Below are 23,589 nucleotides of genomic sequence, written 5' to 3' on the forward strand. Positions count from 1 at the left end.
CGACAGGGTTTAAGTCAACCCGTAGCGGCTGCTCAATCCCAATCCAGCAGCCAGAGTCCCAAGCAACCGGAGGCTCAACCCCAGCAGACCACTAGTGGGCAAAGTTCAGAGCAATTGCTGTCTGATGCCCAACAGCAGCTGTCCAGCCTACAGGGTCTAGGCCAAATAATAGACCCAATCATCTCTGAGGCTCAACAACTTATGTCTGGTCTGGAGAGCCTAGACCTATTGGGAGCTGAAGCTCAACAGCAGCTGTCCAGCGGGTCAACCCCAGACCAGATGGCTGGAACTAGTCAGCAATCTCCTGATTTCCAGGGAAAAACACCCACATCTGCCCCATTAACGTCAGTGCCTCAGGGGGATACCTCTGGCTCTGCCTTAATGCCTAAGATCTCCTCAGCACAAACCCCCAACTTGTCTCCGACTCAAACCAGTGAGGCAGCAACCAAAAGCAGAACTGCACCCAGCACTGCTACCGAAGCCAATCGGCCAGGGCGTCAAGTACCCAGTCAATCTCCAAGCAGTGAAAATGGCATGACAGGGATGGGGGATCTCAGCCTCAGCGAGTTCCTACCCGACTCAGCCGAATTACAGCGTCTGTTTGAGCAAGGCATGGCAGCCGTTCTGCCAACCAAACCTGCTCTTCCAGCTTCCCCTCAATTTGGCTCAGACCAGATGGGAGCAGCAGGATCTACCAATACAGTATTGCAGAACCCTGAACAGGTAGGATCGGAGGTTGAACCAAAAGCTAAAACGGTGTTAAACCCCGAACAACCTGGTGCAGTAGGCCAACAATCCTCTCCTGATATCCAGGGGAAAACACCGGCTTCTTCCCAACCTGCATCTTTGTTTGATGGAAGTTCCCCCGATTTTTACTTTTTACCGAATCTATCTTCAACCATGAGCTCTGATGCTTCTACGCTACCGGATGGGTCAGCAGCAGGTAGCAACATGGTGGCTCCCGAACAAATTGGAAGGGCAATAGAAACCCAAAGCCGTGAGCTACAAGGTCAAGGGGAAGGGGAAATCCAAAACCTCAAACAACTTGGGGGACCGAGCACGAGCGAGGCTCTACCTCAGGTTGAGATGCTACCCGGTGCCGAGTTCCTGAGCATTTTAGAAGAAGGGGTTGGTCGCATTCCTCTGAGTGAAGCAGATCTGCATCAGTCTCTAACCGAACCTCCAGCAGCGGTGCCCCTGCCCCCTGGAAGCACACCTAAGTTTTACTTTTTGCCAGACTCAAAACCGGCGGAGTCAAGCTCATCCAAGCCTTCCACTGATCAGCAAACCTCGCAACTGCCCCAGGATGGCTTTGATGTGGAAGCGGTAAGGCGAGACTTCCCAATTCTGCACCAGCAGGTTCATGGCAAGCCACTGATCTGGATGGATAATGCGGCCACCAGTCAAAAACCCCAGAGCGTGATCGATACTCTATCCCAGTTCTACGAGCAGGATAATTCCAATGTACACCGAGGGGCTCATACCCTAGCGGCGCGCTCTACCAATGCCTACGAAGACGCTCGGGAAAAAATTCAACGGTTTCTGGGCGCAAGTTTAGCCAAGGAAATTGTCTTTGTACGGGGTACGACCGAAGGGATTAATCTGGTGGCGCAAGCCTATGGTCGCAAGCATGTTAAAGCTGGGGATGAGATTTTGCTCACTACTTTAGAGCACCACTCTAACATTGTGCCCTGGCAGATGCTAGCCCAAGAGAAAGGAGCTGTGTTAAAGGTTGCTCCTATTAGTGATCAAGGGGAAATCCTACTGGAGGAATATCAAAAACTGCTCAGCGATCGCACCCGTATCGTTGCCCTGAGTCATGTTTCCAATGTGTTGGGAACAGTGCTGCCCATCAAAACTATGGCAGCTATGGCTCATCGCCATGGTGCTACGGTGGTGGTCGATGGGGCTCAATCGGTTCCCCATTTCCGAACCAATGTTCAAGACCTCGGGGCTGACTTTTATGTTTTCTCCGGTCACAAGCTCTTTGGCCCCACTGGTATTGGTGCTCTATATGGCAAGGCAGCTTTACTCAAAGAGATGCCCCCCTGGCAAGGTGGTGGCAACATGATTGAGTCTGTTTCCTTTGAAAAAACCACCTTTAACGACATTCCAGCTAAATTTGAAGCAGGTACCGGCAACCTGGCGGCAGCCGTAGGTTTAGGGGCAGCCATTGACTATCTCAATCAAATTGGTTTTGAAGCAGCGGCTAAACATGAAGAAGCATTGATGGCCTATGCCACAGCGGCAATGGCTGCTATTCCAGGATTGCGCCAGATTGGTACAGCGCCGGGTAAGGTCAGTACGTTGTCCTTTACCCTTAAGAATATTTCTTCAGAGGATATGGGGAAATTCTTGGATAGTGAAGGCATTGCCGTACGTGCTGGACATCATTGCGCCCAACCCACCCTGAAACGGTTTGGGTTGACTAGCACTGTGCGCCCATCCTTAGCGTTTTACAACACCTTTGGAGAAGTAGATAAGCTGATTGCAGCAATTAAAAAGGCCAAACACCAGCTATCGTAAAACTCAGTCTAAATATCATAATCAGGGTAAACGCATCTTGTCAATAAACTGGGAGTATTTTTCAATAAACCAGGCTTTATTGCGCTTGTTGACAAGGAATTTTATACATAAGATAGTGTTTATTTAATTTTAAAAACACTATATATATCAATCGTGCCAATTAGATGCGTTTACCGCTAGACCCTAATCGTTTAAGAGAACCGATTCTATGGTTTACACATCGGAGCAGCCACAACAGAGTTTAAGTGTTCGGGCCGCCAAGAAACTAGCCTGTACCACCAAATCCCCGCTGCAAATGCGGGCAATTTCACCACGCTGGTTGCTCCAGCTATTGCCTTGGGTTGAAGTTTCAGGGGGGACTTACCGTGTCAACCGACGGGATGTCAGGATTTCAGAGGGTTTTTCCGCAAACGATGACGGAGAAAAGAACATTGACATCTTAAGTTGTCACGAAGGGGAACCCACCCTCACCCAAACCTTTGTTGACTATGACGATGATCCGCCGGAATATCCCTTAAGGGTGGCTCAAACAATTGTGCGGGTGCATACCCGGGTCAGTGACCTCTACAGCAATGCCAGAGATCAGTTGCAAGAGCAGTTGCGCTTGACTATTGAAGGGCTAAGGGAGCGCAAGGAATGGGAAATTGTCAATAACGATGGCAATGGTGATCCAGACCGAGCCTTTGGGTTACTCCACAGGGCGGATCCTTCCATGCGACTCTCAACACGCACAGGTCCCCCCACCCCAGATGATTTCGATGAACTCCTGGCTAAGGTGTGGAAACAACCTGCTTTTTTCTTGGCTCACCCCAAGGCGATCGCCGCCTTTGGTCGGGAATGCACTCGTCGTGGGGTTCCCCCAGCCACAGTGAACCTGTTTGGATCGCCCTTTATCACCTGGCGTGGAGTTCCCATTATTGCCAGTAACAAACTTGCCGTGGATGCCAAAGGCAAATCCAATATTCTGCTGATGCGCGTGGGTGAAGCGCAGCAAGGAGTGGTAGGGCTACGTAAAACAGGTTTGATTGGCGAACATGAAGAGATTCCAGGTGTGTCCGTACGGTTGATGGGCATTGACCAGAAGGCGATCGCCTCCTACCTCGTCACCCTTTACTTTTCCGCCGCCGTGCTGGTTCCCGATGCTTTGGGGGTACTAGAAAATGTAGATATTGGTTGCTACTATGATTAGGTGTTAGGTGTTAGGGAAATTCCCTTGTGTTCTGCAACGTTTTCTGGTATTATTATTTTATAATTAGATAGATATCTTCGAACTTAAGGTGGGACGCTTTATATAGCAAGGGCTTCAGCTTTTGGACAATTGAGCTATGCTTGGTCGGAATTTTGTCCCGGTTTACAACAGCTGCTCAATATTTTCGTAGAGCTTGGCGATCGCACAAGAAAAGCCAATGCTGGTAAACTTGATTGTGTCTCCGGCTCGATAGATCTGGGGAACCCACAGATTGTTTGACTTACGCTGGAATTGCTCCACTAGAATTTGTTTTTGGTGGATTAGCACATACTCCTCAAATTCTGCGATTGTCTTGTAGTCGGCAAATTTCTCACCTCGATCAAATGCTTCGGTGGAGTCTGATAACACTTCAATAATCAGTTTGGGGTGCATAATAAAGTCTTCATTGGAGTAGCGATCCCTGTCGTCACAGGTTACAGCTAAATCGGGGTAATAGAAGAGATTTAAGGAGGGCAAGCGAAGCTTCATGTCAGTTGCATAAGAGATGCAACCTTTACCGCGTAAATGATTTACTAGTAAAGCCGAGAGATTTCCTGTGATAATGACATGGGCTTTACTCGCACCTGCCATAGCAACAATTTGACCCTGAAGATATTCATGCTTGATGGGACTAACCCGTTCAATTTCCAAGTACTCTTCCGGTGTAAAGTAGCTATGGCTTTTGCTAATTGTCATGAGGGAATAGGGAATAGGGAATAGGGAATAGGGAATAGGGAATAGGGAATAGGGAATAGGGAAGCGTTTATCGTTGCTGCTTCGATGTAAATGGTAAGGTAGACAAGGGAGATGGGGATAGTGAGAAAAAAATCTATTCCACACTCCCCTAACTCTTTCTAAATGGAGCGATCGCTTCCCTTGTGTTTTGAACGTTTTTTGCTATTCTTATCTAATAATGCGATAGGTGTACGCCTATAAATGCAATTTGTCTCCCTTGATTTAGGGGCGGGTTCAACCGAAATTTGGCAACCACACGATAATTGAGCTAAACCCGCCCCACCGGTATCACCGGGGCGGGTTTACCGAATTGATTTGTAAATGTGTCTGCCCAATACTGCATTCTCAATTATTAATTCTCAATTCTCAATTCTCAATTCTCAATTCTCAATTCTACATTCCTCAGGGTAATTGGCATAGTTTCCGGAGCAGGAATAACCCTACCAATCAAGGAGCTTTGCTTGTGGCCAAATGTTTTCAACTTCTTGATACATTCATCAACGTTTTCAGCTGGAATAGCAGCCAGGAGTCCACCAGAGGTTTGAGGGTCAAATAACAACTGGTATTTGGCTAAATCACTAGCCTGGGTAGCATTATTGATGTAGATGGCTAGTCGTAAATTTTGAGGGTGTAGGGAACTGGTAATTCCTGCTTGCACGGTTTCTATGGCTCCTGGCAAAATCGGTATGGCATCTAAGTCTAATTCAACTCCCACTTGGGAGGCTTTTACCATCTCGAACAGGTGTCCGAACAGCCCAAATCCAGTAATGTCAGTGCAGGCTGTTGCGCCGGATTCAAGAAGGACTTGGGCAGCAGTTTGATTGGAGAGCAACATGGATTCAAGGGCCTGCTCAATCCAGCGACCTTTAGCTTGGTAGCGCATATCAGCTGCAAACAGTGTTCCTGTACCAATAGCTTTGGTTAGAATCAACACTTGCCCAGGTTTCATCCCACTTTTGCGCAAAAGTTGCTCGGGATGAACTAGCCCGTTGCAGGACAGACCAAAGGCTAATTCCGCGCCTTCAGTGGTATGACCACCAATTAAGGGACTCTGACAGTCTTGGAGGATTTTATTGGCTCCCGACATCAATTGATAGAGGGTTTCCTCGATCTTTTCGTCTGTCCCGTAGGGAATGGTGACGATGGCTAAGGCACTTTGAGGGGTTGCTCCCATGGCAAAAATGTCACTCAAACAGTGATTGCTGGCAACTTGACCGAAGATATAGGGGTCATCGATCAAGCTACGAAAATAATCGACTGTCTGTACCAGCAGTTGACCGGCTGGCACTTGCAAAACAGCTGCGTCATCTGGGTCCCCCAATCCAATCATAATATCGGCTCCTCCCATGATCGGCAGCCGTTTGATCACCTTTTCTAGGATTGTACTACCCACCTTTGAACCACAGCCTGCACAGTGCATTTTGGGTTTGCTAATCGGTGATGGCAACAGGGAACTGGAGAGATTGTCTTCTTGTCTTTTGGACTCTTGATCTCCCCTACTGCTTGGTTCTTCCGCTTCCATTGACGGTAAATCGTCAAACTTATCCATGAATTTGCGGTCAATTTGGTCTTTCCATAGCCACAGCAGCGGTGAGCGCCACTCCAAAAATGACCAAGAAGCGATCGCTTGTTTGTCCCCCGTGCCAATTAAACTTAAATATCGAGCCTGGGGATGGTAAGGGAGCAGTTTTTGGCCTAAGACAATCCGTCGCAGGTTTTCAAATAATGGTTTTCCCTGACGAACAGCAAATACCCCAGCTTTAGGCCGCTGGTAGTTTTGCATGGTGGCAATATCTCCAGTAGCAAAGACATGGGGATGGGAAATCGACTGTAAGGTATCGGCAACGAGAATGAACCCGCGCTCATCAGTGGCTAGTCCTGAGGCTTTAATCCAACTGGGAGCCGAGGCTTGAGTCACCCAAAAGACATGGTGGCATTCAACTTTTAAGCCAGAGTCACAGATCACCTTGAGGGGTTGGGATTGATCGGCATCAGCAGATATTTGACTCACTTCTTCCCTTAAATGGATTCTAATTCCTCGTTGGAATAAAATTTTTTCTAAGTGACCCCGGACCCAACGATTGTGCTGGGGTAACAGTTGAGTACCTCGATGGAATAAATGAATTTGTAACTTCTCCGTCGGTTGACCAGCATCGGTTAAAATTTGATGCAATTTTGCTTGCATGTTCAGGGCCAGTTCTACTCCACCAGCTCCACCCCCAACAATACCCAAGGTGAGAGGGCCCATGGGATTGTGTTCCACCTGGGCAGCGATTTGCTCCCAGGCTGCCAAAAACAGGGGAACCGGTTTTGCAGGAATCGCATACTTAGCTGCACCAGGTGTTCCAACCCTTGCTGGCGTACTGCCAATATCAATGGATAAATAATCAAAGGCAACAGGGGGATGATTGGCACAAATTACTTTCTTTTCAGTTAACTCCAGACCAATCGCTTGGTCTAAATATAACTGGGCTTTGGAAAACACCGCCAGACGACGCAAGTCGATGTGAGCTTCATCGTAGGTGTAAAAACCGGCAACATGACCTGGTAGCATTCCCGAATAGGGGGTGTGGGCATTGTCGGTAATCAGGGTTATACGGACACCAGGCAGAGGTTTCATGGCAAACTTTTTGAGAGCGATCGCATGGCTGTGACCACCACCAACTAAGACTAAATCTGTGGTGATCGGTTGAGGAGCTGGCTGCATGAGACCCGTTGAAAAAATTGAAAAAGCTGTCTTCAGTTTATCTAATTTTGCTTCAATAAAACCCACATCCCAGACTTGACAGTGTCATAGGTAATAATCAGGCTTTATCTGTGGCTGATCAAACATCGATAGCGCCAAATTCACTATTTATAGGTAAAAAAAATCGCCAAGCTACACAGAATTATTAGCGTATTACTTTAATACTACAACTTGATCGGCGAAATCTGGGATAAAAAAATTAAATTTTTACCTTAGCCAAAGTATAATCTTCACAGTTTGATGATCAAGGAAGAAAACAATGAACAAAAAAATCTTACTAGGTTTTCTTTTAGTCCTATTACTACCGGTTACTGCCTGTGCCCCTAGCTCCGATTCTACATCCTCGTCTGGAAATGGGGCTCAGGTTCAATCTTTTACCACTGGAGCAATCCCCGATCAAGATCCTGAAAAGTTACAGCGACTCTACGGCAAGCTTGCAGCTTACCTAGAAGCGGAGTTAAAGGTTCCGGTAGAATACAAGCCCGTGATTGACTATGCAGCAGCGGTAACAGCTTTTCGGGTGGGGGACTTGGATCTGGTCTGGTTTGGTGGACTGACTGGGGTTCAAGCACGGTTACAGGTAGAAGAGGCTGAAGCGATCGCTCAACGGGATATTGATGCTGAATTTCACACCGTTTTTATCGCCAATAAAAGCAGCGGGCTCAAACCCATTAAGGATATTAAAGATTTAAAAGTTTTGAAAGGTCATACCTTAACTTTTGGCAGTGAGTCATCTACCTCTGGACGCTTGATGCCCCAGTATTTTCTCGAACAAGCAGGGGTAACCTTAGACGATTTTAAAGGTGAAGTTGGGTTTTCAAAATCCCACGATGCCACCATTCAATTGGTTGAGGCAGGGAGCTACAAGGTAGGAGCCTTGAACGAACAGGTCTGGAAGAGTCGCGTTGCAGCTGGAAATGTGGACTTAAAAAAAGTAGAGTTGATTTGGCGAACTCCAGCTTACTATGATTATCACTGGGTGATTAATCCTAAAGTCAAAGAACGCTACGGGGATGATTTTGTCGAGCGGGTTCAAGCCGCCTTATTAAAGCTAGATCCTAATGTTCCGGAGCAAAAAGAAATTCTTGACTTATTTGGAGCTACTAAATTTATTTCTACAAAAAATGACAACTATGCCCAAATTGAGAAAATTGGACGGAAAATTGGCAAGATTAAGTAAATAAGCTGATCTACATTTAAATTGGCTATTCCCCGTTCCTTTATCCGCTGTTCCCTGTTACCTTTGAGCAATTTAGGTGGCGTTGCGTCAGTCTTCGAATGAATAGGAGTAGGGTGGGCATCCTGCCAGCCAGAAAAGATCGCCGAACAGGCAAGATGCCCATTCCACAGGTGCGACCCGTGGCGAATTTAATAATTAGATGCGGAAAGCGCACCTAAAAACTTTTAAAATCATTCCAATATTAAGCAACGCCAAATGCTGAAGAGCTTATCACTAATCACCAATGACTAAAATTCCTATCTTTGAACTCAAACAGGTATCCCAGCAATTTGGCCAGTTTCGGGCATTGACTAACCTTAACCTCAAGATTTATCCTGGGGAACGAGTTGCCCTAGTGGGGGCGAGTGGTGCAGGTAAAAGTACCTTGATGCGCCTGCTCAATGGCATCTTACTCCCCAGCGAAGGAGAAGTCTGGGTCTTAGGTCGTAATCTAGCTAGAATCTCCCCGCGCCAATTGCGTCAGGTGCAGCGTCGCCTTGGCACCGTTTACCAACAGTTCAATCTAGTCAATAACCTCCGGGTGATTCATAACGTTAATGCCGGTCATTTAGGACGCTGGTCATTGATGAAAGCTCTTATTTCTTTATTGTTTCCCCAAGAGGTAGACACTGCTCTCAAGGCTTTAGCTCAGGTAGGAATTCCCGAAAAGCTTTATGCACCAACCGAGGAACTGTCTGGAGGACAGCAACAAAGGGTTGCCTTAGCTAGAGTGCTGGTGCAAAATCCTGACGTGATTCTTGCTGATGAACCGATTTCTAACCTGGACAGGCAAATGAGTCGGGAAATTATGGATTTGCTAAAGGAGATAAGTGAAACCGGGGGAAAGACATTAGTAACTAGTCTGCATTCTATCGAATTCGCCTGCAGTCATTGCGATCGCTTGGTGGGATTGCAACGGGGAAAGATTGTCTTTGATGTTCCTCCAGGGGTTTTGTCTCAGAGCATGATCGACAAATTATATGCTACAGAGACTGATCTGATGAATGTATAGTTTGAAATTTTTAGGAACCTTTCCGTCTCAAATCCTATAGCACTTGGAGTAAATATTAAAACACATTAGAGGTCTATAAATCATCTTTAATCGACTCAACTGAATCAAACTAAACGTTCCAAAAATGATGATTTAAACTTGAATTTTATCAACGATATTACCGTGACCAAAGTAGTTCTATTAATTTTCTAAATTTTGACTACAGTAAAGCTAAGTTATTACATATTTACACTACCATTTATTTCGTTTGTTTCGTCTATTAACCTCTAGTTTTAGGGTGTTATGGTATTCTATAAATTTCTATTTGTGTTCCCTGTTACCCGTTTGATTTTCCCTGTTACTTTATCCACTGTTCCCTTGAAACCAAAATACTATTAAACTAATATACTTCCGTTGCAATAACTTAGATGACTCAAAGTTTATCTCGTCCACCATTACTGAATCGCAGCCTGCTGTGGGGAATTTGTTTTGTCATTTTTATCGGGATGGCGGTTGTTAAAGCTGGTATCTTTGAGCAAGATCTTGTTAATGTGGGAGGATTTTACCAACTATTGCGATTCTTGCGGGCGAGTTGGCACCCCGAAGTGAGTCCTGAGTTTCTGCAGCTGACCCTGAAGGCTACCCTCACGACCCTAGCTTATGCCGCCTGCGGCACTTTTCTGAGTATCTTGCTCGGCGTGGTGGCAGGAGTTATCACCTCCCAGGTTTGGTGGTTGACAGTCTTGCCTCACTGGACTCTGCGACAACCCATCTGGCTGGGAATTCGGGGACTGCTGGCCTTCCCCAGAGCAATTCATGAGATGATCTGGGGCATTTTTTTTGTCAGTATCTGGGGTTTAGATCCTCTGGCGGCCATTATGGCCATCGCCATTCCCTATGGGGCAATAGTCGCGAAGGTCTTCTCAGAAATTCTGGATGAAACGCCCCGGGGTGCTTTGATGGCATTACTCAGTAGTGGCGTGTCCCCCTTGATGGCCTTTCTTTACAGTATCATTCCGCAAGCCTTTTCAAATCTCCTGTCCTACACCCTCTATCGCTTTGAGTGTTCCATTCGTTCAGCTACTGTACTGGGGCTGGTTGGGGCTGGTGGGTTGGGCTATGAGATCTTGCTGAGTTTACAGTCTCTGCGTTACGAACAACTATGGACATTTTTCTATGCCCTAGTTTTATTAAGCGCTGGGATTGACATCAGTAGTGTCATCTTGCGCCGCCGGATTAATTTGAGAGTAGTTTTAATTTTATTGGCTTTGTGCTGTTTGGGGTTTTTGTATGTCAGTCCTGATGTGAGCAAGTTTTGGTCTCCCCGAACTCAAAAACTCTTGGGTGACATTGCCCAAGCATCATTTCCCCTCGATTTTAAGGCTGTGCCCTTGTCGCAGCTGTGGAAGTTATCACTACAAACTCTAGTTATGTCTGTCCTGGCGAGTGCTGGTTCTGGTCTTGTAGGGATTGTTCTGTCTTTTCCAGCAGCCCATAATTTTTTGCTACCAGGGGGATTGCTCAATCCCAGTCCAAAAGCTTCGCGATTAGCTGCCTTACAAGGCTGGTCTATCCTAGTATTCACCAGGATCATACTAATGTTTGGCAGAGCTATTCCTGCCCCAATTTGGGCATTAGTGGTGATGTTTGTCATGTTTCCGGGAGTTTTACCTGGTGCGATCGCCCTAGGATTGCATAATCTAGGCATCCTTGGCAGGTTGATGGCAGAAATAAATGAAAATTTGGAAAAGCCTCCCTTAGAAGCCTTAAAAGCACAAGGAACTCCAGGAGCACTCTTGTTTCTCTATGGGATATTCCCGATGAATTTACCTCGTTTTCTGGCTTATATTTTCTATCGCTGGGAGGTGTGTATGCGGGAGACAGTCATTGTAGGATTAGTTGGAGCTGGAGGATTAGGGGTATTGTTGACCGAACAACTGAGCAGCTTTGATTATCCGAGTGTGGGCATGACGCTGGTTTGTTTTGTCTTTTTGACTTTTTTCGTTGATTGGGTGAGTGCTGCCGCTAGAGAATCGATAACTCCTCATAAATCTCTAAACTATTGACACTCCCCGCTAATCGCGAGACGGGGATTCTTCACTCAATGACTCGGCTTGCTGAACCTGACCGGAATCAAGGACAGTAGAGGCCAAATCTCCTGAAGCGTTTGGATTAATAATCCAAGTTCCGACGTGCCCCGTCGTACTTATGGCTCGATTTCGGATGTTGATAGCGGCATTGTGGTCTCTATCAAGTTCACACCCACATTCACATACATGAGTCCTAGTAGATAGGGACTTTTTAACAGTTTCACCGCATTCAGAACAGTTCTGGCTAGTGTAGGCAGGATTCACTGCAACAGTCATCCTGCCAAACTTAATCCCAAAATGCTCCAACCATTTCCTAAATTGATACCAACCAGCGTCATTAATAGATTTGGCGAGACAGTGATTTTTTACCAGATTCTTAACTCTTAAATCTTCGTAGGCGACCAGATCGTTAGATCGGATTACGCAACGTGCAAGTCTCTTTGCATGTTCTTCACGCTGCCTACTTATTTTAAGGTGCTGTCTACCTAGTATATTGACCGCTTTTCTTCGGTTGGATGAGCCTTTCTTTTTTCGGGAAACCCGACGTTGATAAAATTTTAAACGTCTTTCCCCTTTTCTATAGAATTGGGGGTTAGGTTCAGAATGACCATTGGAGTCTGTATAAAACTCTTTGAGTCCTACATCCAGACCAATCATTTCACCTGTGTGCTCTACTTCCTCTTTTACGTTAACTGCAACGCAAAATTGAACATAGTACCCATCAGCTCGTTTAACTATCCGAACCCGATTAATTTGCTTCTTGTCGAAGCGCCACAAGTCCCAAGTCCCCTTTAGCTTAAGCTTTCCAATCCCTTTTTTGTCTGTGAACGTTATCGACTTTTTATCAGGAGATAACTTCCATCCTGACTTCTTGTACTCGACAGAGCGAGCACGCTTTTGGAATCTAGGAAAACCCTTTTTGCCTGGAACTTTTTTCTTGCAGTTATCGTAGAAGCGAACAATCGATGACCATGCCCTCTCAGATGCAGCCTGACGAGCGGTAGAGTTTAATTCATTAGCAAAGGTAAACTCTTTAGCTAGTATTTTAGAGTACCGGCTAAGGTCACTTTTTCCTGTCCCTTTGTTGTCTAACCACAGGCGAATACAACTATTTCGGATAAACTTAACTGTCCGGATAGCTTCGTCTATAGCTGAATATTGATACTTTTTGCCCTTGGCTTTAAACTCTAGAATGATCATTGACCTTAGATCACGCTACGCGAACGAAATTCGACCTCCTCGACCTTGACCAACGGTCACGCTACGCTAACGGTCGCGCTACGCGAACGATATGTCTTTACTCTAGCAATTTTATATAAAAGCGTCAAGTACTAGTCAAGATTTTTTTCACGGCGACTCAAGTCGCTGCTAGTCTTCATCCCGGAGACGAAACCTTAGAATAGTGGAGCCTTATTACAAAAACCTTCAAACTTTTACTCATAACCTGCCGACTATAAAGGCTCCACTATTCTTGCGGTAAATTCTAACCCGGTTTAAAAACGCGGGGCTTTCGACTTGTGCGTCCCCTCGTAATGGGATTATGCTTCTGCCTTACTGGCGTTGCACAATAACAGGATGATGTACCTATTTGCCGAAGGAAGTTTGAACTGTAGACTATAAGCCACTTTTAGTTATGTGCAAAAAATGGTAACATCCCACAAATGTGCAACGGCTCCTCACTAACCTAAAGCTTGGGCGAGATCTTCTAGTAGATCATCAGTATGTTCAAGACCAACAGACATCCGTAACAGATTGTCTGGGGTTCTGGTACCAGGAAATTCCATGGAAGCACGATGTTCGACTAAACTCTCGACACCACCCAAGCTAGTGGCTCGTGTAAATACTTTCACCTTGGCAGTAAAGGCAAAGGCATCTTCGATGTTTCCTTTCACCTGGAAAGAAATCATACCCCCAAACAGGTTCATCTGACCAGCAGCAATCCTATGTCCTGGATGGTTTGGCAATCCGGGATAATGAACAGCTTCTACTTTGGAGTGTTCTTCTAAAAACCGTGCCACCTTCAAGGCATTTTCTGAATGAGCTCTCATGCGGTAGGGTAAGGTCTGAATGCTCCGCAGGAGTAACCAACAGTCGAAAGGAGCGGCTACTGAACCGCCAGCCATCTGAATTGTTTTAATTTTTTGAAAAAATTCATCCTCAACCTTAGTAATCACGGCACCTCCTAAGACATCACTGTGTCCACCGAGATACTTGGTTGTGGAGTGTATAACCAAATCTGCCCCCAACTCCAAAGGACGTTGGCTAATCGGTGTTGCCCAAGTGTTATCGCAAACACAACAAACATTATGCTGATTGGCAATGTGGGCAATCTTGCTGATATCAGTAATCCTTAACATCGGATTGGAAGGGGTTTCTATCCAAATCAGCTTGGTGTTGGGTTGAACTGCCTCCATGACTGTGGTAGGATTAGCCATATCTACAAAAGTAACCTCCAAATTCCAAGGGCCGAAAATTTCTCGCAAGAGAAACCCAGTTCCTGTGTAACTATCTAGAGGTGCAACTACATGGTCTCCAGGAGACAAAGCCTGGAAGATACTCAAGGTAGCTGCTGAACCAGAAGAAAAAGCGGCGGCGGCTGCTCCCCCCTCCAATTTAGACAGGCATTTCTCCAAACTATCCCGATTCGGGTTATTGTCTCGACTGTAGTTATAACCCTGAGGGTAGCTGCCGTCTGGCTGACGTTCAAATGTAGTAGATAGATAAATTGGGGACACTACTGCCCCTGTGGCTGAGTCAATATTATGGCCAGCATGCACTGCCAGTGTCTCAATTTTCATGCAACCTTTTGCTCAAATCACTGATAATACCTTTTCATAGGGAAGACGCCACATCATCTATATATTATGTATATATATAGAATATAGCGTTCCTCATACTTATGAGGTACAGTCAATTTTCTCCCGCCCTTATTAAGGGGGGCAAGGGGGGATTATTACTCCCTACTCCCTACTCCCTACTCTCTAGTCCCTATTCCCTAAAACCCAGGACTTTGTACCTCACCCAATTGAAAACTACTATATATACATGTTGGCCATATCATGCCGCATTAATCCGGTCTACGTTGTGTGATTGATTACATAAGACTTGCTTATCACTGACAATAGGGGTAAAACTTAATCAAAACCTATAATCAGTAAGGTTTGTTGCCAAATTGCCAGTACCATAAGAAAAATTTACCAATTGTTTTAATGGGGTTGAGTTACTTATGGGCTTCCCATTGCCCCGGTATGATAGGGGAGTTGTTGGTAATTATAAAAAAATTGTGAAAAAAATTACACTCTTAGGTTCCACTGGCTCAATAGGTACCCAAACTCTCGATATTGTTAATCAATACCCCGAGCAATTCCAGTTAGTGGGATTGGCAGCTGGGCGCAATGTGGAAATGTTAGCCGCTCAAATTCGGCAATTTCGACCGATAATTGCCGCAATTCGTGATCAAGAGAGATTGCCAGAACTCAAAGCAGCAATTGCTGACCTTGACCCCCAACCTATCCTCCTAGGGGGCGAAGCTGGAGTGGTAGAAGTGGCACGCTATGGTGATGCCGAAGCTGTAGTTACTGGCATTGTCGGCTGTGCGGGTTTGTTGCCTACTATTGCTGCTATTGAAGCGGGTAAAGACATTGCTTTAGCGAATAAAGAAACTCTAATTGCAGGTGGTCCAGTGGTACTACCCTTAGTGGAAAAACATGGTATTAAGCTGCTACCAGCTGACTCAGAACATTCGGCAATTTTTCAGTGTCTTCAGGGAGTTCCAGCAGGGGGATTGCGGCGGATTATCCTAACCGCATCCGGGGGGGCTTTCCGAGATTGGTCCGTGGACAAGTTAGCTTCAGTGAAGGTTGCTGATGCCCTGAAGCATCCCAACTGGTCCATGGGACGTAAAATTACTGTAGACTCTGCCACTCTCATGAATAAGGGATTGGAAGTGATTGAGGCTCACTTCCTGTTTGGCATGGATTATGACCACATCGACATTGTGATTCATCCCCAGAGTATTATTCACTCCCTGATTGAACTACAAGATACCTCAATGTTAGCTCAGTTAGGTTGGCCAGATATGCGCTTACCTTTACTCTATGCCCTCTCATGGCCGGAACGGATCTATACCGATTGGGAACCACTAGATTTGGTGAAAGCTGGTAATTTGACTTTTAGGGAACCGGATCATCAGAAATATCCCTGTATGGGCATCGCTGATGCCGCTGGTCGGGCTGGTGGGTCGATGCCAGCGGTATTGAATGCAGCGAATGAGCAGGCAGTTGCCCTATTCCTACAGGAGAAAATTGGTTATTTGGATATTGCTCGTTGTATTGAATCTGTATGCGATCGCCACCAAGCTGATAACTGTTCCAATCCTTCCTTAGAGGATATCTTGGCAGCAGATCAATGGGCAAGACAGGAAGTTTTAGCTGCTAGTAAGTTGCTCCGGGATTCGATCACTTTCCCGCAGCCTCTAGCTTCAACAAGTTGATTAGGTTCAAGACCTGCTCAAAAATCTAAAAAACGTTTTGGCAACAATCGCCCATAGCCCCGACCTCAAGGGCTAGCTCAGTCGGGGTAGTTTACGCTATGTGCTTGCCTTAAACTTGTGAGTGGACAATAAAAGAAGTTGGAGAGCTACTTATGGACGCCGCTGCACTCTGGCAACGCTATCAGGATTGGCTTTATTACCACAAAGGGTTAGAGCTTTACCTCGATATCAGCCGTATGGGGTTTGATGATGCCTTTGTGGAGGCGATGCTGCCTAAGTTTGAAAAGGCATTTAAGGATATGGATGCCCTAGTCAACGGTGCGATCGCAAACCCTGATGAAAACCGCATGGTCGGTCACTACTGGCTAAGAGACCCGGACTTAGCCCCAACTCCAGAACTCCAACAAGACATTGTCAACACTCTCGAAAAGATTGAAACCTTTACCCAAAATGTCCACACGGGTGCCATCCATCCCCCTAGGGCACCAAAATTTACAGATGTTCTTTCCATTGGTATTGGGGGCTCTGCCCTTGGTCCTGAGTTTGTCGCTGAAGCCCTCGCGCTAGACTCTCCTCCTTTGGCTATTCACTTTATTGACAATACTGACCCAGCTGGCATTGATGCTGTGCTTACCCGACTCCAAGATCGATTGTCTAGCACTCTGGTATTAGTTATCTCTAAATCTGGGGGAACACCAGAAACTCGTAACGGCATGGTGGAAGTTAAAACAGCCTACGAGTCTCAGAATCTAGACTTTGCTGCCCAGGCTGTTGCCATTACGGGTGTTGGCAGCAAACTAGATCAATTGGCAAAATCCGAAGGTTGGCTAGCCACCTTTCCCATGTACGATTGGGTAGGAGGACGTACCTCTGAAATGTCCGCCGTGGGACTACTTCCAGCGTCACTACAAGGGATTGATATCCGTCAGATGCTGGCTGGTGCTAAAGATATGGATAGCGCGACCGGTAGCAGCCAGCTCAAAAGCAATCCAGCCGCCTTACTTGCCCTATGCTGGTACTTTGCTGGCAATGGTAAGGGGGAGAAAGATATGGTCATGTTGCCTTACAAAGACAGTCTATTGCTATTCTCCCGCTACTTACAGCAGCTGGTAATGGAATCTCTAGGTAAGGAAAAAGACCTAGAGGGCAATACGGTTTATCAGGGCATTGCAGTTTATGGTAACAAAGGCTCAACGGATCAACATGCCTACGTACAGCAACTTCGGGAAGGTGTTCCCAATTTCTTTGTCACCTTCATTGAAGTCTTAGAAGACCGACAAGGCAAGTCTCCAGAAGTAGAACCTGGTGTAACTGCGGGAGACTATCTATCAGGTTTATTACAAGGCACTCGGCAGGCGTTGTATGACAATCAACGGGATTCTATTACTGTAAGCATTCCTCAGGTCAATGCTAGAACGGTGGGGGCATTAATTGCCCTGTATGAACGTGCTGTTGGTCTTTATGCATCCTTGGTGAATATCAATGCCTATCACCAACCTGGGGTAGAAGCGGGTAAAAAAGCCGCCGCTGCCATTCTGGATTTACAGAAACAGGTGATGGAGGTACTACACCAGGAAAGTGTTGCCATATCTATTTCAGAGTTAGCTGAGAAAGCGGGAGCCCCTGACCAAATTGAAGGGATTTACAAATTGCTGCGTCATCTGGCTTATAACCAGCGGGGTATTGTCTTAGAAGGGAATCTGGGGCAACCAAGTACTCTAAAAGTTTCTGCTGTATAAGCTAAGACACATTTCACCTTTTTTGTTGACGGTTGACTGTTAATCCTTGACAACTAACCGTCAACTTAAAGGCTAGTTAACAAAAAAGACGTTAGGCTTCCTAGTCAACTCAAGAAACTTGCTAGAATAGAAATCATAAAAGGTTAGATCATATCTTAAATGTAACGTTTTTTACAAAAAATGTAACGTTTCTTAAAATTTTGGTTACAATGCTGGGCATAAAGGTAGCTGAATTAAAGAGGTCAGAGGTGCAATGGCTCAGTCCGATGTAGTAACTGTCGGTCAATACCTTACTCAACGCCTGCAAGCGGCTGGTGTCAAGCATATTTTTGGCGTAGTGGGAGATTACGTCCTGGGTCTGATGGATGTCTTGATAGACAGTTCTGTAGAGTTAATCTACACCTGTAACGAACTCAATGCCGGATATGCAGCTGATGCCTATGCCCGCCTGAATGGTGTTGGTGGGTTGTGCGTTACCTATAATGTCGGTGGACTCAGTCTAGTCAATGCGGTGGCGGGTGCCTATGCTGAGCTAGTCCCCTTGATCGTGATTAGTGGAGCGCCTAACAGTTCCCAGCGGCAACAGAAGTTACTCCTACATCACACTGCAGGTAATTACAATCTACAGCTGGAAATTTTTGAAAAAATTACAGTGGCAGCCGTGAGGCTTACCAGCCCTAGTCAAGCGGCAAGGCAAATCGACCAGACTATTGCTGCTTGTTTGCGCCACCGCAGACCTGTATACATTGAAATTCCCTCAGACATAGTCAATCAACCTTGTCCTGTTACTGGGGAACGTGACTTACCAGAAGCCCCAATTATGGATGTCCACGCTTTATCAGAGGCAGTTGAAGAGGCCGTAAGTTTACTAGAGCAATCCCAGTATCCCGTTGTTATAGCTGGGGTTGAACTCCACCGCTACGGAATAGCAGACCAACTTACCCACCTGCTGGAGCAGACAGGATATCCCTTCGCTACTACTCTGTTAGGCAAGTCAATCATCTCGGAAAGCCACCCACAATTCATTGGTAGTTATGCAGGAGCGTTCAGTCAGGACTATGTACGCCAACGAGTTGAAACAGCAGACTGTATTTTATGCTTGGGTGCCTTCATGTCAGACATTAATCTGGGTGGTTTCACTGCCCAACTGCCCGAAGAGCGATTAATAAACGCTAATTCTGACAAAGTTAAAATCAAACACCACTTCTATTCTCCAGTGTATCTACCGGATTTCATTGCTGGTCTAACTGCCAAACTTAAGAAGAAAAAATCTGATGTCTTGGATATAAAGCCAGCTATAGAGTCTTTGTCTAAAGGCTTTGAGTCACAACCTGAGCAAAAGCTAACCAACGCCAGATTCTATGAGCGGATGACTCACTTTATTGATGATGACTCAATCGTGATTGCTGAAACTGGTGATGCTTTAATTGCTACCGTTGATTTGGTACTCCAAGGAGACAGCGACTACATTGGACAGGCCCTTTACACATCTATTGGCTTCTCAGTTCCTGCCTGCCTAGGAGTCGGTTTGGCTGTTCCTAACCGTAGACCGATTGTGTTTGTCGGTGATGGTGCCTTCCAGATGACCTGTCAGGAACTTTCTACGATTATTAGGCATCAACTTAACCCGATTATCTTCTTAATTAATAATGACGGGTACACTATTGAGCGGGCTATCCATGAAGGCTCGTACAACAATATTCAACCTTGGAAATATCATCAGTTACCCCAGGTTTTTGGCAATAGCTGGAGTTGCCAAGTGGGTACTGAAGGTGAGCTAGAACAAGCTTTAGAACAGGCAAAAGTAAACCAGAATAGTGTCTCCTTTATCGAAGTTCATTTAGATCGCCTCGATTGCTCTGATGGTGTCAAGCGCTTGGGGAAAGCCTTAAGTGCTATGCAAGGATTATCAGAGTAGTGGCTGGTTTAGGCAAGAGGGGGTGCTGACTGACTAATTAATCACAAGGGTGATTATTTGTGAACCCTGAGCTATGTTGTTGTCTAGGTATCTATATTAATTTTACCAGGCAACTCCTATCTCCAGACAGTTCTGACGGAGCTGGCGTCGCCTTTCGGCGACGCTACGCGAACGAAGTATTTTTAGTCACCAATTGAGCACCAGATGACCTAGCTTAAGAGTAGGTTTGTTCTAAATGTCAGTACTATAGTTATCCCATGCCATTGATTATTCTGGTTGCAGATGACGACCTGGGCACTCGTCTGTCTGTAAGCGATTATCTGGAAATGTCAGGTTATTCAGTTATTACTGCTGAAAATGGTCAGCAAGCGCTGTCTATGATTGAGACTTATCACCCTCACCTTCTGGTTACAGATATTAATATGCCCCGAATAGATGGCTATGAACTGGTGAGAAAAGTGCGTCAGAAGCCCCCATTGCGGTTGTTACCTGTTGTATTTTTAACCGAACTCAATAGTACCAATCAACGCATCAAGGGTTATCAGTCGGGGTGTGATGTCTACCTACCTAAGCCCTTTGAGATGCAAGAATTGGGTGCAGTCATTCAAAGTTTACTAGTGCGATCGCAAATGATTCATACAGAGTTACGATTCTCATCACCACAGACTACAAAAGAGCTAGTTGATAAATCGGCATCGAGATCAATCAACTCCCTAGAGATTAATCATCAATCAGGGAATAATACCCAAGCTCATGCTCTACAGCTGACCGAGCGGGAACAGCAAGTATTGAATTTACTGGCTACAGGTTTATCCAATGTCGAAATTGGTAACCAACTACACCTGAGTCCCAGGACAATCGAGAAGTACGTTAGTCGTCTGTTCAGAAAAACTGATACGAGTAACCGAGCCGAACTCTTACGATTTGCCTTAGAACACCATTTAATCAAATGAATTCATCCAGTTAACCGCCAATGGCATAAAAGCTAAGTTCACCATTGGCAATTAGTAGTAGTTGGCAGTTTTTAGTTTTGCCTAGTCTTGGTGTAATTGTCAACAACGTGTTCCAGCAGACCTTCGCAAGCGTCTAGCAGTAAATCAATCACCTTATTAAAACCCTCTGGTCCACCGTAGTATGGATCGGGGACTGAGCGCTCGGTGTGATGACGGGCAAAATCACACATTAGCCTTACTTTATCTTTATACTTCCCAGCTGGATCAAGAGAGATAATATCTTCGTAGTTTTGCTGATCCATAGCTAAAATCAGGTCAAATTCTTCCAAGTCAGACCGATTAAACTGCCGTGCTTTCCCCTGGAGTACAATCCCCCGACGTTTGGCAGCTGCTGTCATACGCCGATCCGGGGGAGAGCCAATATGATAACTGGAAGTACCAGCGGAATCGCCGACAATTTGGTCAGAAAGATTTGCTTGTGCTATCAAGTGATTCATGATGTTCTCAGCTGAGGGAGAACGGCAGATATTACCAAGGCAGACAAAGAGTAACTTGCAGGGCATGGGTATATTATTTGGTCAACTACGAGCTGCGCCGTGTTAAGTTTAGCAACGAAATTGCTCTATGGGATAGTTGAACCCATGTGGTGGGATGTCGCTTCATGGTTCAATGTCTAGCAACGCAGTGATTTAAAGACACCAACTTGTAAAGGGATACCTCCTAATTTAACGGTTATGCAAGGAAGAGATTTACTATTTAAGTCGCGCCGTAGCCTTTACCGCAAGCGCCGCCGACGGTTTAACCTACTGACGATGCTCGCAGGGATAGTTCTAAGTTTGATGATTGTGGAATTGTTGGCTCGTTTATTAGTGGCTGCGGTCGGCAAAATTAATGAGATAGCTACCTACAAGGGGGCACCCAGAGATTTCACTGTTTACCGTCCCAAGTTCGTTGACCAGACACAGCAGCTTTATGATGGATTACCAGACATTGGTGATCTAGCTGTCCAACGGGATCTAGCTGTAGGTTACAGTTTATTGGGGAAGCAACAGAGTGATTTCTGGCGCATTAATGAGCAGGGTTTCCGGGACGACGACCCCGTTCCCTTGGTCAAACCCAAAAATGAAATTCGGATTTTTTTGTTAGGTGGCTCGACAGCCTTTGGTCAAGGGAATGCCAATAATCAAGTTACCATAGCCAGCTACTTAGAAGCTCGTCTCAATCAACGGATAAAACAGCAAAGGCGTTCCCCACAGAAATACCGGCCAATGACCTTACCCCCCTCTGAACCGGAATTAAAGCAAGCACTTGCTCTGCCGCCAAAGATTCGAAATGGTAAGTATCGTGTCATCAACGCCGCAGTACCAGGGTATACCTCTGGCAATGCACTAGCTCAGTTAGCTCTCAAAATTTTACCTTACAGCCCAGACGCAGTAATAGTGTTGGGTGGATACACAGATTTGATCACCCCCAGTGACCAAAATTTAACAGATATTCCTAACACAGAAGCCTTCTTACAAAATGCGACTGGGCATTTTTGGACTCATCTCACCCAGCAGTTGAAGCATTTAGTTACAAAAACTTATCTCGCTAAAGCAATCACATACTGGGTCTTTGATCCTCAGCCGTCAGTGAGTCAGCGGTCTCTAGTGGTGAGGGGGGAGGTTATGCCACTGAAGAAGTATCTTCCTCAGAAATCCGATGAACTGGAACGTCGATTAACGCGCTATCGCAATAACCTCAGACATATGCTGCGTTTAACAGCAGGACAGGGAATTCCTTTACTAGTTGCTGTCCAACCAGAAATAACTGGTCGTGGCAACAAAACGATCAAACCAGCAGAGAAGGAAATTTTGCAGCAGTTAGGAAAAGTTTACCAAAAACAAGTGCAAGCCAATTATCCCAAATTGGTGGTAGCGGGTCAGCAACTGGAGAAAGGCTTTCCCAAAAATATCAAGGTTCTCAACTTGTACACAATTTATCAAAACTTTCCCGAACTCGCCTTTAATGATGCCATTCACTTGACAGAAGCAGCCAATATAGAGGTGGCTAAGAGCTTATATTATGGACTTACGTCACTGCCAAAACTACAGGTAGCTTCGTTTTACTCAAATCTTGATAAATAGTCAGGAATTAAAAGGACATTCGGCATGAGGTTTGGAACCATTGAGAATGATTAATTTCCTCATGCCCTTAGTTTTTTCCTAGGGAATCCCGATCGGGAATTGACCGAAGAGGTTATAAACCTGGCAAATTTAACCCACTGGTAAGTTCTTCCATGCGCTCCCGCATAGTGGCTGTGGAGGTCTCATAGGCATTTTTCATGGCTGCTAACACCAGTTCAGATAAAGCCTCAGCTCCTTGATTGATAGCATCCTCAGAAATCTCTACACGTAGGGGTTCCTGATTGCCACTGAGAAACACCTTCACCTTACCGTCTTCCCCTGATGTTCCCTCAATTTCCATTTGCTCCAACTGATCCTGGAGCTCTTTGGCACCCTTTTGAACTTCTTGAGCTTTTTTGAACGCTTCGGCTAGTTCTTTCATCTTGCCGAGACCGAGACCAAATCCTTTTCCTTTGTCTTGTGTCATAAAAAATCCCAGTTAAGTTTAGAAACCCCCTGTCTAATGACCGGGGAGGAAAAACAAACGTCAAGCGCGGTTTTAACCGCTGCCCAGGTTGGCACTAAGCCCAGTCTATGGGCAAGGGGTGCGCTGACATTAGAAATCCTGTGGTGATTAACCTTTATCTATTGTGTATCTATCGTGTATCTATTGTGATGCTATTTGACCTTTTCTGGCCTTAAAAGCAGCAGGAAATAGGGGAATAACTTCCCGGTGTCCTTATTCATACATGGGCTGAAGTCATATAGTTAACTTCCTCCCGTTCTTTTCTAGTTTAGCCATGGACAACTATAAACTAAAAATTGATCATGTTGCTGATCAGCTTTG

General features: G+C 45.6%; 17 protein-coding genes. 11 read left to right on the plus strand and 6 right to left on the minus strand.

What is annotated here, in order from left to right; all coding sequences use genetic code 11:
* The first annotated feature begins 1,296 nt into the window (after window positions 1–1,296).
* Complete coding sequence (locus tag F6K46_RS18855; RefSeq protein WP_293060675.1) at window positions 1,297–2,526, plus strand: cysteine desulfurase; 1,230 nt, start codon at window positions 1,297–1,299, stop codon at window positions 2,524–2,526.
* 208 nt (window positions 2,527–2,734) lie between these two features.
* Window positions 2,735–3,715, plus strand: coding sequence for a family 2B encapsulin nanocompartment shell protein (locus F6K46_RS18860; RefSeq protein ID WP_293060628.1), 981 nt, complete (start codon window positions 2,735–2,737; stop codon window positions 3,713–3,715).
* Between the two features lie 162 nt (window positions 3,716–3,877).
* On the opposite strand, the gene F6K46_RS18865 is transcribed toward F6K46_RS18860, so the two are convergent.
* A complete protein-coding gene (locus tag F6K46_RS18865; RefSeq protein WP_366510737.1) occupies window positions 3,878–4,594 on the minus strand; it encodes a Uma2 family endonuclease in 717 nt (238 codons plus the stop codon).
* Window positions 4,595–4,862: 268 nt separating this feature from the next.
* The gene (gene selD, locus F6K46_RS18870; protein WP_293060630.1) at window positions 4,863–7,196 is read right to left on the minus strand and encodes a selenide, water dikinase SelD; all 2,334 of its coding nucleotides are present in this window, start codon (window positions 7,194–7,196) and stop codon (window positions 4,863–4,865) included.
* 298 nt (window positions 7,197–7,494) lie between these two features.
* Between selD and F6K46_RS18875 the strand changes: the two genes are divergently transcribed.
* The 3 genes from F6K46_RS18875 to F6K46_RS18885 all read left to right on the plus strand — a co-directional run bounded on the left by F6K46_RS18875 (window position 7,495) and on the right by F6K46_RS18885 (window position 11,511).
* Window positions 7,495–8,415 carry a putative selenate ABC transporter substrate-binding protein gene (locus F6K46_RS18875; protein WP_293043608.1) on the plus strand — a complete coding sequence of 307 codons (921 nt, stop codon included), beginning with the start codon at window positions 7,495–7,497 and terminating at the stop codon, window positions 8,413–8,415.
* 283 nt (window positions 8,416–8,698) lie between these two features.
* Window positions 8,699–9,466, plus strand: a complete 768-nt coding sequence (locus tag F6K46_RS18880) for an ATP-binding cassette domain-containing protein (protein WP_293060632.1) — start codon at window positions 8,699–8,701, stop codon at window positions 9,464–9,466.
* 407 nt (window positions 9,467–9,873) lie between these two features.
* On the plus strand, window positions 9,874–11,511 hold the full coding sequence (locus F6K46_RS18885) for an ABC transporter permease subunit (RefSeq protein ID WP_293060634.1): 1,638 nt from the start codon (window positions 9,874–9,876) through the stop codon (window positions 11,509–11,511).
* A gap of 9 nt (window positions 11,512–11,520) precedes the next feature.
* On the opposite strand, the gene F6K46_RS18890 is transcribed toward F6K46_RS18885, so the two are convergent.
* A complete protein-coding gene (locus F6K46_RS18890; protein WP_075897520.1) occupies window positions 11,521–12,735 on the minus strand; it encodes an RNA-guided endonuclease TnpB family protein in 1,215 nt (404 codons plus the stop codon).
* A 479-nt stretch (window positions 12,736–13,214) separates the two neighbouring features.
* The gene (locus F6K46_RS18895; protein ID WP_293060636.1) at window positions 13,215–14,333 is read right to left on the minus strand and encodes a PLP-dependent transferase; all 1,119 of its coding nucleotides are present in this window, start codon (window positions 14,331–14,333) and stop codon (window positions 13,215–13,217) included.
* A gap of 101 nt (window positions 14,334–14,434) precedes the next feature.
* On the opposite strand from F6K46_RS18895, the gene F6K46_RS18900 reads away from it, so the two are divergent.
* The 5 genes from F6K46_RS18900 to F6K46_RS18920 all read left to right on the plus strand — a co-directional run bounded on the left by F6K46_RS18900 (window position 14,435) and on the right by F6K46_RS18920 (window position 20,637).
* Window positions 14,435–14,629: a hypothetical protein gene (locus F6K46_RS18900; RefSeq protein ID WP_293060642.1), complete on the plus strand. Its 195-nt coding sequence runs from the start codon at window positions 14,435–14,437 to the stop codon at window positions 14,627–14,629.
* 189 nt (window positions 14,630–14,818) lie between these two features.
* Window positions 14,819–16,027: a 1-deoxy-D-xylulose-5-phosphate reductoisomerase gene (gene dxr / locus F6K46_RS18905; protein ID WP_293060644.1), complete on the plus strand. Its 1,209-nt coding sequence runs from the start codon at window positions 14,819–14,821 to the stop codon at window positions 16,025–16,027.
* Between the two features lie 152 nt (window positions 16,028–16,179).
* On the plus strand, window positions 16,180–17,766 hold the full coding sequence (locus F6K46_RS18910) for a glucose-6-phosphate isomerase (RefSeq protein ID WP_293060646.1): 1,587 nt from the start codon (window positions 16,180–16,182) through the stop codon (window positions 17,764–17,766).
* A 253-nt stretch (window positions 17,767–18,019) separates the two neighbouring features.
* Window positions 18,020–19,684 (plus strand): thiamine pyrophosphate-binding protein, encoded by a 1,665-nt coding sequence (locus tag F6K46_RS18915; RefSeq protein ID WP_293060648.1) that lies wholly within the window; start codon window positions 18,020–18,022, stop codon window positions 19,682–19,684.
* A gap of 257 nt (window positions 19,685–19,941) precedes the next feature.
* Complete coding sequence (locus F6K46_RS18920; RefSeq protein ID WP_293060650.1) at window positions 19,942–20,637, plus strand: response regulator transcription factor; 696 nt, start codon at window positions 19,942–19,944, stop codon at window positions 20,635–20,637.
* Between the two features lie 71 nt (window positions 20,638–20,708).
* Here F6K46_RS18920 and F6K46_RS18925 read toward each other — a convergent pair whose 3' ends face one another.
* On the minus strand, window positions 20,709–21,200 hold the full coding sequence (locus F6K46_RS18925) for a low molecular weight protein-tyrosine-phosphatase (protein WP_075897510.1): 492 nt from the start codon (window positions 21,198–21,200) through the stop codon (window positions 20,709–20,711).
* A 171-nt stretch (window positions 21,201–21,371) separates the two neighbouring features.
* Here F6K46_RS18925 and F6K46_RS18930 point away from each other — a divergent pair, with 171 nt between their 5' ends.
* Window positions 21,372–22,763, plus strand: a complete 1,392-nt coding sequence (locus tag F6K46_RS18930; RefSeq protein ID WP_293060652.1) for an SGNH/GDSL hydrolase family protein — start codon at window positions 21,372–21,374, stop codon at window positions 22,761–22,763.
* Window positions 22,764–22,875: 112 nt separating this feature from the next.
* Here F6K46_RS18930 and F6K46_RS18935 read toward each other — a convergent pair whose 3' ends face one another.
* A complete protein-coding gene (locus F6K46_RS18935; protein WP_008180753.1) occupies window positions 22,876–23,229 on the minus strand; it encodes a YbaB/EbfC family nucleoid-associated protein in 354 nt (117 codons plus the stop codon).
* Between the last annotated feature and the right edge of the window lie 360 nt (window positions 23,230–23,589).

This window comes from Moorena sp. SIO3E8 (genome assembly GCF_010692445.1).
In the GTDB taxonomy this organism is placed as follows: domain Bacteria; phylum Cyanobacteriota; class Cyanobacteriia; order Cyanobacteriales; family Coleofasciculaceae; genus Moorena; species Moorena bouillonii.

Coding starts and splice junctions, on each gene's coding strand:
- F6K46_RS18900 (WP_293060642.1), top strand. CDS start 14,435: ATGAGGTACAGTCAATTTTCTCCCGCCCTTATTAAGGGGGGCAAGGGG.
- selD (WP_293060630.1), bottom strand. CDS start 7,196: ATGCAGCCAGCTCCTCAACCGATCACCACAGATTTAGTCTTAGTTGGT.
- F6K46_RS18935 (WP_008180753.1), bottom strand. CDS start 23,229: ATGACACAAGACAAAGGAAAAGGATTTGGTCTCGGTCTCGGCAAGATG.
- F6K46_RS18875 (WP_293043608.1), top strand. CDS start 7,495: ATGAACAAAAAAATCTTACTAGGTTTTCTTTTAGTCCTATTACTACCG.
- F6K46_RS18930 (WP_293060652.1), top strand. CDS start 21,372: ATGCAAGGAAGAGATTTACTATTTAAGTCGCGCCGTAGCCTTTACCGC.
- F6K46_RS18890 (WP_075897520.1), bottom strand. CDS start 12,735: ATGATCATTCTAGAGTTTAAAGCCAAGGGCAAAAAGTATCAATATTCA.
- F6K46_RS18860 (WP_293060628.1), top strand. CDS start 2,735: ATGGTTTACACATCGGAGCAGCCACAACAGAGTTTAAGTGTTCGGGCC.
- F6K46_RS18885 (WP_293060634.1), top strand. CDS start 9,874: ATGACTCAAAGTTTATCTCGTCCACCATTACTGAATCGCAGCCTGCTG.
- F6K46_RS18925 (WP_075897510.1), bottom strand. CDS start 21,200: ATGCCCTGCAAGTTACTCTTTGTCTGCCTTGGTAATATCTGCCGTTCT.
- F6K46_RS18920 (WP_293060650.1), top strand. CDS start 19,942: ATGCCATTGATTATTCTGGTTGCAGATGACGACCTGGGCACTCGTCTG.
- F6K46_RS18910 (WP_293060646.1), top strand. CDS start 16,180: ATGGACGCCGCTGCACTCTGGCAACGCTATCAGGATTGGCTTTATTAC.
- F6K46_RS18895 (WP_293060636.1), bottom strand. CDS start 14,333: ATGAAAATTGAGACACTGGCAGTGCATGCTGGCCATAATATTGACTCA.
- F6K46_RS18915 (WP_293060648.1), top strand. CDS start 18,020: ATGGCTCAGTCCGATGTAGTAACTGTCGGTCAATACCTTACTCAACGC.
- F6K46_RS18880 (WP_293060632.1), top strand. CDS start 8,699: ATGACTAAAATTCCTATCTTTGAACTCAAACAGGTATCCCAGCAATTT.